Genomic DNA, 13,364 nt, shown 5'->3' with positions numbered 1-13,364 from the left:
GGGCGGCCCTGTCACGTCGGGCCCCCGAAGGCCGGCTCCGGGCACGGGCGCGGCACCGGGGAGCGGCCGGACGAGGTCCGGCCGCCCCGACCCGGGACCGGCCCGCCGCCCGCCCGTCCTCCCCGTTCACGCCCGCGCTACCGCAGCAGTACGCCGCCGCCTGTCTCCGCGCCCGCCGGGGCCGCGACCAGGCCCAGTTCGGCCGGGGTCGCCAGCAGCGGGTGGGTCGGCAGGATGCGGACCGTGTAGCCGAAGGGCCCGGTGCGGTCGAGGGCGAGCGGGCCCTCGTAGACCCACCGCCCCTCCAGGTCGGGGCCGGCAGCCGGCTTGAGCGGGAAGGTCCGCCCGTCCCGGATCACGTCCTGCGGGTCCACCCGACCCGCCACCGCCTGCACCTCCACGTCCTCGGGCGCGAGCGTGTCCAACGACACCTGCACCCGCAGCGTGAGGGTGGCGCCCAGTTCGGCGGTGCCGTTCACCGGAGCCGCGGCCAGCGCCTCCACGTGCTCGACGGCGATCCGCGGCCACGCCGCCCGGACCCGGCCCTTCCACCAGGCGAGGTCCCGCGCCGCGTCGGCGGTCAGGCAGCGGTGGGCGAGCGCGGCCGGCAGGTAGAGCCGCTCCACGTACTCGCGCACCATGCGTCCGGCGAGGACCCTCGGCCCCAGCGACACGAGCGTGCGGCGGACCATCTCGATCCACCGCACCGGGAGCCCCGTGCGCCCGGCCCGGTCGTAGAACCGCGGCGCGACCCGGCCCTCGATCAGCTCGTAGAGGGCGCTCGCCTCCAGGTGGTCCCGGCGGTCCTCGTCCGCGCCGAGCCCGTCGGCGGTCGGGATGGCCCAGCCGAAGTCCGGCTCGAACCACTCGTCCCACCACCCGTCCAGGACGGAAAGGTTGAGACAGCCGTTCAGCGCGGCCTTCATCCCGCTCGTACCGCACGCCTCCAGCGGACGCAGCGGATTGTTCAGCCAGACGTCGCAGCCCGGGTAGAGCTTCTGCGCCATCGCCATGCCGTAGTCGGGCAGGAAGACGATGCGGTGCCGCACCCGCGGGTCGTCCGCGAAGCGCACCAGCTCCTGCACGAGCCGCTTGCCTCCGTCGTCGGCCGGGTGCGCCTTGCCCGCCACGACGATCTGCACCGGCCGCTCCGGGTCCAGCAGCAGCCTGCGCAGCCGGTCCGGGTCGCGCAGCATCAGCGTCAGCCGCTTGTAGGAGGGCACGCGCCGGGCGAAGCCGATGGTCAGCACGTCCGGATCGAGGACGGAGTCGACCCAGCCCAGTTCGGCGGCGGCGGCCCCGCGCTGGAGCCACGAGGCCCGCAGCCGGTCCCGCACCTCCTGCACCAGTTGCTCGCGCAGCACCCGGCGCAGGTCCCACACGTCCTGGTCGGGGATGTCCGCGACGGCGTCCCAGCGCCGTGAGCCACCGACCGACAGGGCGTCCTCGGTGCGGCCCGCTCCGATCTGGCGGGCGCCCAGCCGGACCACCTCGGGAGCCACCCAGGTCGGGGCGTGGACCCCGTTGGTCACGGAGGTGATGGGCACGTCGGTCGGGTCGAAGCCGGGCCACAGACCGGCGAACATCTCCCTGCTGACCGCTCCGTGCAGGGTGGACACCCCGTTGGCCCGCTGGGCCAGCCGCAGCCCCATCACCGCCATGTTGAACACGCCGGGGTCGCCGCCGGGGAAGGACTCGGCGCCCAGTTCCAGGATGCGGTCGACCGGTACGCCGGCCAGCTCGCCGCCGTCGCCGAAGTGCCGGGCGACCAGGCTTCGCTCGAAGCGGTCGATCCCCGCCGGGACGGGGGTGTGCGTGGTGAACACGGTCCCGGCGCGTACCGCCTCGACGGCGGCGTCGAAGCCGAGGCCCTGCTCCCGCTCCAGTTCCCTTATGCGCTCGAGTCCGAGGAAGCCGGCGTGGCCCTCGTTGGTGTGGAAGACCTCGGGCTCGGGATGGCCCGTGATCGCGCAGTACGCGCGTACCGCGCGCACCCCGCCGATGCCCAGCAGCATCTCCTGGAGCAGTCGGTGGTCGCTGCCGCCCCCGTAGAGCCGGTCGGTCACCTCACGGGCTGCGGCGTCGTTGTCCTCGACGTCGGAGTCCAGGAGCAGCAGCGGTACGCGTCCGACCCGCGCCTGCCAGATGTGGGCGTGCAGGGCGCGGCCGCCGGGCAGGGTCAGCGAGACGCGGGCGGGGGTGCCGTCGTCCTGGCGGAGCAGGCCGAGCGGAAGTTCGTTGGGGTCGAGGACGGGATAGTGCTCCTGCTGCCATCCGTCGCGGGAGAGCGACTGGCGGAAGTAGCCGTGCCGGTAAAGAAGTCCCACGCCGATGAGCGGGGCTCCGAGGTCGCTGGCCGCCTTCAGATGGTCCCCGGCGAGGATGCCGAGGCCGCCGGAGTACTGGGGCAGGGCGGCGGTGATCCCGAACTCGGGGGAGAAATAGGCGATGGCGGCGGGCAGTTCCGCGCCGTTCTCATGGCTCTGGTACCACCTCCCGCCGTTCACGTAGTCATCGAGGTCGGCGGCGGCGACGGCCAGGCGCCGCAGGAACCGGCGGTCCGCCGCCAGTTCCGCGAGCCTGGCGGCGGAGACGGTGCCGAGCAGCCGGACGGGATCTCCGCCGGCGGCCTGCCAGCCCTCGGGGTCGACGGATTGGAAGAGTTCGCGGGTCTCGGCATGCCACGACCAGCGCAGATTGCGCGCGAGATCGGTGAGCGGCAGCAGGGACTCGGGGAGGACGGGGCGCACGGTGAATCGACGGATAGCCTTCACACGTTCCACCTTCGCAGGGGATGACGGATCGGAGCGGCCGCACCACGCTGTGCACCCGCGCATCACCCCGGGAAGGCTAGCGAGGCCCCCGCGTTCCGGCCATGGCGCCTGCGGCGCGCGCCGCGGGTGCGGGCGCGCCGCCTCCCGGCCGTCGGGCTCCGGCAGGTCCTCGACTCCGCGGAGTCTTCCGGAGGGGTGTTTCGGCCAGATGTCCACACCCTTGTGCCACAAGGCGTCACTCCCACCCGCAACGGGGGGCGGCGGCCGTCTCCCGTACACCCGCGCGGGTGGTTCCCCTGAGGCTCGGGAGGCAGGAGTAACCGGTGGTTCCGGCCCCTACGTCACCTAGTCCCGGCCGACTTGACGGAGCCCGGCCGGATGTCGGGCGGAGCCTTGGTCTTGCGCGTGCCACTACGTACGAGTAGTTAACCGAGTGCGCGGATTGGGCGGGGCGGGAGTGGGAAGGGCTCCCCGGGTACACGCGGTACACGCACGGCGCACCCGCCCACAAGCCCTCTCCCCGCCACCCGAGTGAACGCGGACAGGAGCGGCCATGCCCGCAGCCCAGCCGTCCACTGAGCGGCTAGAAACAGAGCGAACAGAGCGTGCACTACCAGTCGTGACACCGGCTGGCCTGTTGTCACCGAGCCCTGCGAACTGCCCCCAGGTGATCCCATCATGATCGGTCGCATTCCCGTGCTGGACGTCCGCCCCGCCGTCGACTGCGGCGCCAGACCCGCAAAGGCGGTCGTGGACGAGGTCTTCGAGGTCTCCGCCACCGTGTTCCGCGAAGGGCACGACGCCGTAGCCGCCCACATCGTCCTGCGTGACCCGAGGGGGCGGCTGCGGCCCCCCGTACCGCTGCGCGAGCTCGCCCCCGGCACCGATCGGTGGGGGGCCCGGATCTCCGCCGAGGTCGAGGGGAGGTGGACGTACACCGTCGAGGCGTGGAGCGATCCGGTGGGCACCTGGCGGGCCCACGCCGCGATCAAGATCCCCGCCGGCATCGACACCGGGCTGGTGCTGCTGGAGGGCGCCGAGCTCTTCGAGCGGGCCGCGGCGCGGATCCCCAAGCGCGACGGCCGCGACGCCGTCCTGGCCGCGGCCGGGATCATGCGGGACGAGGACCTCCCGGCAGCCGAGCGGTACGAGGCCGCGCTGGCCCCCGCCGTGGGCGCCGCGCTCGCCAAGCGCCCCTACCGGGAGCTGGTCACCGCCTCCAAGCCGCTGCCGCTCCTCGTCGAGCGCAGGCGGGCCCTCTTCGGCTCCTGGTACGAGATGTTCCCGCGCTCCGAGGGCGCGGTGCTGGAGCCCGGCGAGGCTCCGGTCAGCGGCACCTTCAGGACCGCCGCGGAGCGGCTGCCCGCGATCGCCGCGATGGGCTTCGACGTGGTCTACCTGCCGCCCGTCCACCCGATCGGCAGCACCTACCGCAAGGGCCCCAACAACACTCTTTCTGCGGGAAGTTGGGATCCCGGGGTGCCCTGGGCCATCGGCTCCACCGAGGGCGGCCACGAGGCGGTCCACCCGGAGCTGGGCACCATCGAGGACTTCGACGCCTTCGTCGCGCGGGCCCGCGAACTGGGCATGGAGATCGCGCTCGACTTCGCGCTGCAGTGCTCCCCCGACCACCCCTGGGTGGAGAAGCACCCGGAGTGGTTCCGCCACCGCGCCGACGGGACGATCGCGTACGCCGAGAACCCGCCGAAGAAGTACCAGGACATCTATCCGGTCCACTTCGACACCGACATGGCCGGCATCGTCGAGGAGACCTGCCGGATCCTGCGGCACTGGATGGACCACGGCGTGCGCATCTTCCGGGTCGACAACCCGCACACCAAGCCGGTCGTCTTCTGGCAGAAGGTGATCGCGGACATCAACAAGTCCGACCCGGACGTGATCTTCCTGGCGGAGGCCTTCACCCGGCCCGCGATGATGCGCGCGCTCGCCGCCGTCGGCTTCCAGCAGTCGTACACCTACTTCACCTGGCGCAACACCAAGGCCGAGCTGACGGAGTACCTGACGGAGCTCTCCGCCGGCCCCTCCGCCTCGGTGATGCGGCCGAACTTCTTCGTCAACACGCCTGACATCCTCCACGCGTACCTGCAGAAGGGCGGCCGTCCCGCCTTCGAGGTGCGCGCCGTCCTCGCCGCGACCCTGTCCCCCACCTGGGGGATCTACTCCGGCTACGAGCTCTGCGAGAACACCCCGCTGCGCGAGGGCAGCGAGGAGTACCTGAACTCCGAGAAGTACGAGTTCCGGCCACGCGACTGGGCCGCCGCCGACCGTGAAGGCCGCACCATCGCCCCGCTGATCACCACCCTGAACCGGCTGCGCCGGCGCAACCCCGCGCTGCAGCAGCTGCGCGACCTCCACTTCCACTCGACCGACAACGAACAGGTGATCGCCTATTCGAAGCACGCGGGCGCCAATTCCGTACTGGTGGTCGTCAACCTCGATCCGCACCACACCCAGGAGGCGACGGTGTCGTTGGACATGCCGGTACTCGGCCTCGACTGGCACGGGTCCCTCGCGGTGCGCGACGAGCTCACCGGCGAGACCTATCACTGGGGCAGGGCGAACTACGTGCGCCTAGAGCCGGGCCGCACGCCCGCGCACGTACTGACCGCTCTGCGACCGTCCCCGCCCACCGGAGGGTCACCCACCACATGATGATCAACGATCCCGTCCACGACACCTTCGAGGACACCCCCGCCAAGGACCGCGATCCCGACTGGTTCAAGCGGGCCGTCTTCTACGAGGTCCTCGTCCGCTCCTTCCACGACAGCAACGGCGACGGCGTCGGGGACCTCAGGGGCCTCACCGCCAAACTGGACTACCTCCAGTGGCTCGGCGTCGACTGCCTGTGGCTGCCGCCGTTCTTCGCCTCGCCCCTGCGCGACGGGGGCTACGACGTCTCCGACTACACCTCGGTGCTGCCCGAGTTCGGCGATCTCGCCGACTTCGTGGAGTTCGTCGACGCCGCGCACACCCGCGGCATGCGAGTGATCATCGACTTCGTCATGAACCACACCAGCGACCAGCACGAGTGGTTCCAGCAGTCGCGCAAGGACCCGGAGGGCCCCTACGGCGACTACTACATGTGGGCCGACAACGACAAGCAGTACCAGGACGCCCGGATCATCTTCGTCGACACCGAGACCTCGAACTGGACGTACGACCCGGTCCGCAAGCAGTACTACTGGCACCGCTTCTTCTCCCACCAGCCGGACCTGAACTTCGAGAACCCGGCGGTCCAGGAGGAGATCATCTCCGCCCTCCGCTTCTGGCTGGACCTGGGCATCGACGGCTTCCGCCTCGACGCCGTGCCCTACCTGTACGCCGAGGAGGGCACCAACTGCGAGAACCTCCCGCGCACCCACCAGCTGCTCAAGAGGGTCCGGGCCGAGATCGACGCGCACTACCCGGACACGGTGCTGCTCGCCGAGGCCAACCAGTGGCCCGAGGACGTCGTCGACTACTTCGGGGACTTCACCAAGGGCGGGGACGAGTGCCACATGGCGTTCCACTTCCCCGTCATGCCGCGCATCTTCATGGCCGTGCGAAGAGAGTCCCGCTACCCGGTCTCCGAGATCCTGGCCAAGACCCCGGCCATCCCGAAGAACTGCCAGTGGGGGATCTTCCTGCGCAACCACGACGAGCTCACACTCGAAATGGTCACGGACGAAGAGCGCGACTACATGTACGCCGAGTACGCCAAGGACCCGCGGATGCGGGCCAACATCGGCATCCGGCGCCGGCTCGCCCCGCTGCTGGACAACGACCGCAACCAGATGGAGCTGTTCACCGCCCTGCTGCTGTCGCTGCCCGGCTCGCCGGTGCTCTACTACGGCGACGAGATCGGCATGGGCGACAACATCTGGCTGGGCGACCGCGACGGCGTCCGGACCCCCATGCAGTGGACCCCGGACCGCAACGCCGGTTTCTCCTCGTGCGATCCGGGCAGGTTGAACCTGCCGGTCATCATGGACCCGGTCCACGGGTACCAGGTCACCAATGTCGAGGCGGCCATGGCGTCGCCCTCCTCACTGCTGCACTGGACCCGCAGGCTGATCGAGATCCGCAAGGCGAACCCGGCCTTCGGCCTCGGCTCGTACACCGAACTGCAGTCGTCCAACCCGGCGGTGCTCGCGTTCCTGCGCGAGTACGGGGACGACCTGGTGCTGTGCGTGCACAACTTCTCGCGCTTCGCGCAGCCCACCGAGCTGGACCTGCAGTCGTTCAACGGGCGGGTCCCGGTGGAGCTCACGGGCGACGTGCGCTTCCCGCCGATCGGCGAGTGGCCCTACCTGCTGACCCTGGCGGGACACGGCTTCTACTGGTTCCGGCTGCGTGCCGAACAGCGCGGTGACCGCCGCGCCGAATAGCCGGCACGGCACAGGCGGACCACGCCTCGACCAGGGGGCGGGCGGCTCGAATGGGTCAATCGCCCGCCCCTGTACGGATCATCCTGACCCGACACTCGCACATGCCGGAGAAGCAACTGCCGCGCATCCGGGACACTCTGCGCATTCTGTGACGGCCCGGGGAAAGGACGCGACGCCATGTCGGAGGCTGCATCCGCCCGGAGCCGGCTGACGGCCGACCGGGCCGCCGGGATCGCCCCGCTCGAACCGATGCTGCGGGCCTGGCTGCCCGCGCAGCGCTGGTTCGCGGGCAAGGGTCGGGCCATCAGCAGACTCACGACCGTCTCGGCGGCCGACCTGCTGCCCCCCGGGTCCACCCCGGGACTGCTGCACGTACTGCTCGACGTCGACGGGGACTGCTACCAGCTGCTGCTGGGCGTCCGCCCGTCCCTGCCGCCCGCCCTCGCGCCCGCTCTGATCGGCCACCCCGAGGAGGGCCCGTACGCGGGCCGGGCGGTCTACGAGGCGTTGGGCGACCCCCGGCTCGCGGCGATGCTGCTGGAGCGGCTGCGCTCGCCCGGCCCGCTCGGCCCGCTGCGCTTCGACCGGGACCCGGCCGCACCGGTCCCGGCCGGGCTCACGCCCAGGCCGCTGTCCGGGGAGCAGACGAACTCCTCCCTCATCTACGGAGATTCGTTCATCCTGAAGGTCTTCCGCCGGGTCGGCCCCGGCGTCAACCCGGACCTGGAGCTGCCCAGGGCGCTGGCCGCCGCCGGCTGCGCCCGGGTGCCGGCGCCCGTCGCCTGGTACGAGGCCGAGCCGCCCGGCGGGGAGCCGCTGACCCTGGGCGTGCTCCAGCCGTACCTGCGCGGCTCGGACGACGGATGGCAGCTCGCGCTGCGCCGGCTCGGCGCCGGGGAGGACTTCACCGCCGAGGCCCACGCGCTCGGCCGGGCCACCGCCGAGGTGCACAGCGCGCTCGCCACCGCCCTGCCCACCGTCGCGCTCGGCCCGGAGCAGACCGCACGGCTCGCCGCGGGGATGACCGCGCGGCTGGCCGCCACCGCCCGGGAGGTGCCGGCGCTGCGGCCGTACGAGGCCGGGCTGCGGGGCGCCTTCGACGCGCTGGCCGCCTCCCGCGGGACGGGGGTGGCCGCCCAGCGGATCCACGGCGACCTCCATCTGGGCCAGACCCTGCGCACCCTCGACGGCCGCTGGTCGTTGATCGACTTCGAGGGGGAGCCGGCCCGGCCGCTGGCCGACCGGCGCCGTCCCGAACCGGCGGTGCGCGACATCGCGGGGATACTGCGCTCCTTCGACTACGCCGCCCGCTCGCACCGGCCGTTCGCCCCGGCCTGGGCGGACGACTGCCGGGCGGCGTTCTGCGAGGGCTATGCCCGCACCACCGGCCGGGACCCGCGCGAGGATCCCGTTCTGTTGCGCGCCTACGAGACCGACAAGGCGGTGTACGAGGCCCGGTACGAGTCCCGGCACCGCCCCGACTGGCTGCACGTACCGATGGCCGCGATCCGGCGGCTCTCGGAACCCTCGCGGCCCGCCCACCGCGTGCCGCCGGTCCCGCCCGCCCTCTCCCCCCATCCGCACCCCCACCCGAAGCCCCCGAGGAGGCCGCTCGCGTGAGCGCCGCACGACAGCCGTCACCGACCGTCCGCGACGAATCCGTACCCGCCGCGGCCGCGGCCAAGAAGCCACGCACTCCCCGGGCCCGCCGCTCGGCACCTCCACGCGGGGTCCGCCCGGCCCCGCCGCTCGCCGCCGAGGAGCGGGCCCGCCTGCTGGAGGGCCGCCATCACGACCCGCACGCGGTGCTGGGCGCGCACACCCAGCGCGGCGGGGTGGCCTTCCGGGTGCTGCGCCCGCACGCCAAGGCGGTCACGGTCATCGCCAAGGGGCTGCGGGCCGAGCTGCAGGACGACGGCGACGGACTGTTCTCCGGGCTGCTGCCCCTGACCGCGGTGCCGGACTACCGGTTGCTGGTGGCGTACGCCGGCGACGAGATCGAGGTCCACGACCCCTACCGGTTCCTGCCCACCCTGGGCGAACTGGACCTGCACCTGATCGGCGAGGGCCGCCACGAGCGGCTGTGGACGGCGCTGGGCGCCCAGCCCATGGAGCACCAGGGCGTGGCCGGGACCCGGTTCACGGTGTGGGCGCCGAACGCGCAGGGGGTCCGGGTCACGGGGGACTTCTGCTACTGGGACTCCGTCGCCCATCCGATGCGCTCGCTCGGATCCAGCGGCGTCTGGGAGCTCTTCCTGCCCGGGGTGGGCGCCGGGACGCTCTACAAGTTCGACATCACCCGCCCCGATGGCAGCCACACGCTGCGCGCCGACCCGATGGCCCGCTCCGCGGAGGTCCCCCCGGCGAACGCCTCGGTGGTCACTGCCTCACAGTACGCGTGGCAGGACGCGGAGTGGATGGCGCGGCGCGGCGCCCGCGCCCCGCACCAGGCCCCCTTCTCGGTGTACGAGCTGCACCTGGCGTCCTGGCGGCCCGGTCTCTCCTACCGGCAGCTCGCCGAGCAGCTCCCGGAGTACGTCAAGGAGCTGGGCTTCACGCACGTGGAGATGATGCCGGTCGCCGAGCACCCGTTCGGCGGCTCGTGGGGGTACCAGGTCACCGGCTTCTACGCGCCGACCTCGCGGATGGGTACCCCGGACGACTTCCGCTTCCTGGTGGACTCGCTGCACCGGGCGGGGATCGGTGTGATCATCGACTGGGTGCCGGCGCACTTCCCGAGGGACGACTGGGCGCTCGCGGAGTTCGACGGGCGGCCGCTGTACGAGCACCACGACCCCCGGCGGGCCGCGCACCCGGACTGGGGAACACTGGAGTTCGACTACGGGCGCAAGGAGGTACGCAACTTCCTCGTCGCCAACGCCGTCTACTGGTGCGAGGAGTTCCACGTGGACGGGCTGCGCGTGGACGCGGTGGCCTCGATGCTCTACCTGGACTACTCGCGCGGCGAGGGCGAATGGACGCCCAATGAGCACGGCGGCCGGGAGAACCTCGACGCGGTGGCCTTCCTCCAGGAGATGAACGCCACGGTGTACCGGCGCTGCCCGGGGGTGGTGACCATCGCGGAGGAGTCCACCGCCTGGGACGGCGTGACCCGGCCGACGGACGGCGGCGGGCTGGGCTTCGGCCTGAAGTGGAACATGGGCTGGATGCACGACACCCTGCGCTACATGTCGAAGGAGTCGGTGCACCGCAAGTACCACCACCACGACATGACCTTCGGGATGATCTACGCCTTCAGCGAGAACTACGTACTGCCGATCTCGCACGACGAGGTGGTGCACGGCAAGCGCTCGCTGGTGTCGAAGATGCCGGGGGGCGACTGGTGGCAGCAGCGGGCCGCGCATCGGGCGTACCTGGGCTTCATGTGGGCCCACCCGGGCAAGCAACTGCTCTTCATGGGACAGGAGTTCGCCCAGGGGGCGGAGTGGTCGGAGACCCACGGGCCCGACTGGTGGCTGCTGGACTCCTCCTACCCGGCGGCCGGCGACCACCGGGGCGTGCGCGATCTGGTGCGGGACCTGAATCGGGCGTATGCGGCCACGCCGGCGCTGTGGGAGCGCGACACCGTGCCGGAGGGCTTCGCCTGGGTGGAGGCGGACGCGGCGGAGGACAACGTCTTCGCCTTCCTGCGGTACGCCCGGGACGGCTCGCAGCTGCTGGCGGTGTCCAACTTCTCGCCCGTGGTCCGGCACGGCTACCGGATCGGGGTGCCGGAGGAGGTACCGGTGTGGCACGAGGTCCTCAACACCGACCGGGAGGGGTACGGCGGCAGCGGGGTGCACCACGCACAGCCGCTGCGGCCCGAGCCGGTGCCGGCGCAGGGCCGCCCGGCCAGCCTGCGGATGACGCTGCCGCCGCTGGCGACGATCTGGCTCAGGCCGTAGCCGAACCCGTCCTCTGCTTCCGGCAGGGGGCGGAGGACGGACCGTGCGCCGGCCGGCCGGCGCACGGCTCCACCGTCGCCGGGGGCGAGCAGGACGTGCTCGGGGCGGGGCCCTCGCCACCCCCGTATGCGAGGGCCCCACAGGAACCACGTACGAGGGGCGGTTCCGGTTCACATTCCGTGGAGGCCGTGTGAGGGGTATTGCGTCGCGGGGAGTTGGCTGGAACCGTACGCAGTAATGGATCTTCGAATTCCGAAGATGCACCGATTACCGGACAGTCGCCGGAAAACTCGCCAAAAGACCCCTCCTCCATAGGACGTTCCTACGAGGTATTGGCTTGTTTGTTTGGTCTGTAGGCGGCGCAGCCCGGCCACTTCTACGGTGTGCGGTGTGCACTCCAGCCCACCCTTCAATGCCCCCGCCGCGCGGCGTCTGCGTGCGGCCCTGGGCATGGCTCCCGGACATGTCGCCTACGGCCTGCGCGCCCAGTACGGACTCGTGGTCGCCCCAGAGACGGTGATGGCGTGGGAGCGCGGCGAGATATCACCGTCGTCCGCCGAGCTCACGGCGCTCGCGGGCGTCCTGTGGTGTTCGCCCGGCGAGCTGCTGGCCGAGCCGGTCACCCTGCGGGAGCACCGGATCGCGCGGGGGCTGGCGGCGGACGAACTGGCCCGGCGGATCGGCCTGGAGACGGGCTCCTACCAGAAGATGGAGGACACCGGACGCTGGAAGGGCAACGAGCGGCAGTCCGCCGCTCTCGCCACCGTGCTCGGTCTCACCCTGGCCCAGTTCGTGACGGCGACCGGCAAGCAGGAGGAGCTCGCCGGACTGCTGCGCAGCGCGGTCACCACGCGCTGGCAGGCCTACGTGAAGCCGCTCGGCAAACTGCTGCCGATCCCCAAGCACCACCTGGAGCGGGTACTGGAGCAGTTGCACGGGGACTACCAGTCGCGGATGGTGGCGACGCTCAGCTGGGGCGGCGGTCAGGGCGAGGCCGCGAGCGGGGATGCGGGCCGTGAGTTCCTCACCGGGATCGTGGACCGCTTCTGGCAGCTCGCGGGCGGCGCGGGGTAGCACGCCCGGAGCGCCCGCGCACCGCCCGGAGCGCCCGGAGCAGTGGTGCGAAGGCCACGGCGGTCGAGACGCCGGCGGCGGCCGGGGCCTGGCCGGGAGGGAGCGTCAGAAGACCGATTCGGCCTCGTACATGCGGTCCTCGGGGACGGTCTTCAGCTCGGTGACCGCGTGGGCGAGCGGGGCCATGACGATGTCGGTGCCGCGCAGGGCGGTCATGTTGCCGTACTCGCCGCGGTGGACCGCCTCCACGGCGTGCCAGCCGAAGCGGGTCGCGAGGACGCGGTCATAGGCGGTGGGGGTGCCGCCGCGCTGGACGTGGCCGAGGATGACCGGGCGGGCCTCCTTGCCCAGGCGGTGCTCCAGTTCGATGGCGAGGCGGTTGCCGATGCCGGCGAAGCGCTCGTGGCCGTAGGCGTCGATCGCGCCCTTCTCGTACGGCATGGAGCCCTCGGCCGGGTGCGCGCCCTCGGCGACGCAGACGACGGCGAACTTCTTCCCTCGGGCGAAGCGTTCCTCGACCATCTTGACCAGGGCGTCCACCTCGAAGGGGCGCTCCGGCAGGCAGATCCCGTGGGCGCCGCCGGCCATCCCGGACTCCAGGGCGATCCAGCCCGCGTGACGGCCCATGACCTCGACCACCATCACGCGCTGGTGGGACTCGGCCGTGGTCTTGAGGCGGTCGATGGCCTCGGTGGCGACCATGACGGCGGTGTCGAAGCCGAAGGTGCGGTCGGTGGAGGAGATGTCGTTGTCGATGGTCTTGGGCACGCCGACGACCGGCATCCCGGCATCGGACAGCATCCGGGCCGCGGTCAGGGTGCCCTCCCCGCCGATCGGGATGAGCGCGTCGATGCCGTAGCGGGTGGCCAGCTCCTGCGCGTTCTCGGCTGCCTCGTGGAGACGGGCCCGCTCCATGCGCGCCGAGCCGAGGATCGTGCCGCCGCGGGCGAGGATGCCGCTGACGGCATTGATGTCGAGGGGGCGGAAGTGGCCGTCGAGGAGGCCCTTGAAGCCGTCCTCGAAACCGATGACCTCGTCCCCGTGCCCGACCACGGCACGGTGTACGACCGACCGGATGACAGCGTTGAGGCCCGGGCAGTCTCCGCCTGCGGTGAGAACTCCGATACGCATCGTGCTGTGTCTCCTGCTCCCGTACATAAGAAGGGCGTATTGATGCCGCCTGTCCGATTGTTCCATGCTGGCGGAGTGCGGCGCGCTCCGCA

Annotated in this window: 7 protein-coding genes; 5 read left to right on the top strand and 2 right to left on the bottom strand. The window is 71.8% G+C overall.

The features are described 5' to 3' along the window. Positions 1 to 137: 137 nt before the first annotated feature. Positions 138 to 2,774 (bottom strand): alpha-glucan family phosphorylase, encoded by a 2,637-nt coding sequence (glgP, locus tag R4Z63_RS22900; RefSeq protein WP_037928033.1) that lies wholly within the window; start codon positions 2,772 to 2,774, stop codon positions 138 to 140. Between the two features lie 678 nt (positions 2,775 to 3,452). On the opposite strand from glgP, the gene R4Z63_RS22895 reads away from it, so the two are divergent. From R4Z63_RS22895 to R4Z63_RS22875, 5 genes are all read left to right on the top strand, one after another. Beyond that, positions 3,453 to 5,447, top strand: a complete 1,995-nt coding sequence (locus R4Z63_RS22895; RefSeq protein WP_052031250.1) for an alpha-1,4-glucan--maltose-1-phosphate maltosyltransferase — start codon at positions 3,453 to 3,455, stop codon at positions 5,445 to 5,447. Continuing rightward, on the top strand, positions 5,444 to 7,162 hold the full coding sequence (gene treS / locus R4Z63_RS22890; RefSeq protein ID WP_037928031.1) for a maltose alpha-D-glucosyltransferase: 1,719 nt from the start codon (positions 5,444 to 5,446) through the stop codon (positions 7,160 to 7,162). The genes R4Z63_RS22895 and treS overlap by 4 nt, the downstream gene beginning before the upstream one ends. A 177-nt stretch (positions 7,163 to 7,339) precedes the next feature. Continuing rightward, positions 7,340 to 8,782: a maltokinase N-terminal cap-like domain-containing protein gene (locus R4Z63_RS22885; RefSeq protein WP_063890648.1), complete on the top strand. Its 1,443-nt coding sequence runs from the start codon at positions 7,340 to 7,342 to the stop codon at positions 8,780 to 8,782. Beyond that, positions 8,779 to 11,067 carry a 1,4-alpha-glucan branching enzyme gene (gene glgB, locus R4Z63_RS22880; protein WP_384445536.1) on the top strand — a complete coding sequence of 763 codons (2,289 nt, stop codon included), beginning with the start codon at positions 8,779 to 8,781 and terminating at the stop codon, positions 11,065 to 11,067. The genes R4Z63_RS22885 and glgB overlap by 4 nt, the downstream gene beginning before the upstream one ends. A gap of 450 nt (positions 11,068 to 11,517) precedes the next feature. Further along, entirely contained in the window at positions 11,518 to 12,141 is a 624-nt protein-coding gene (locus tag R4Z63_RS22875; protein WP_172671406.1) for a helix-turn-helix domain-containing protein, read from the top strand. 105 nt (positions 12,142 to 12,246) lie between these two features. On the opposite strand, the gene R4Z63_RS22870 is transcribed toward R4Z63_RS22875, so the two are convergent. After that, positions 12,247 to 13,272, bottom strand: a complete 1,026-nt coding sequence (locus R4Z63_RS22870) for an ATP-dependent 6-phosphofructokinase (RefSeq protein WP_037928025.1) — start codon at positions 13,270 to 13,272, stop codon at positions 12,247 to 12,249. Positions 13,273 to 13,364 lie beyond the last annotated feature (92 nt).

It is taken from the genome of Streptomyces sp. PL-29, assembly GCF_058344425.1.
This window is presented reverse-complemented; position numbering and strand designations above follow the sequence as displayed.

Coding starts and splice junctions, on each gene's coding strand:
- R4Z63_RS22875 (WP_172671406.1), top strand. CDS start 11,518: ATGGCTCCCGGACATGTCGCCTACGGCCTGCGCGCCCAGTACGGACTC.
- R4Z63_RS22885 (WP_063890648.1), top strand. CDS start 7,340: ATGTCGGAGGCTGCATCCGCCCGGAGCCGGCTGACGGCCGACCGGGCC.
- R4Z63_RS22895 (WP_052031250.1), top strand. CDS start 3,453: ATGATCGGTCGCATTCCCGTGCTGGACGTCCGCCCCGCCGTCGACTGC.
- treS (WP_037928031.1), top strand. CDS start 5,444: ATGATGATCAACGATCCCGTCCACGACACCTTCGAGGACACCCCCGCC.
- R4Z63_RS22870 (WP_037928025.1), bottom strand. CDS start 13,272: ATGCGTATCGGAGTTCTCACCGCAGGCGGAGACTGCCCGGGCCTCAAC.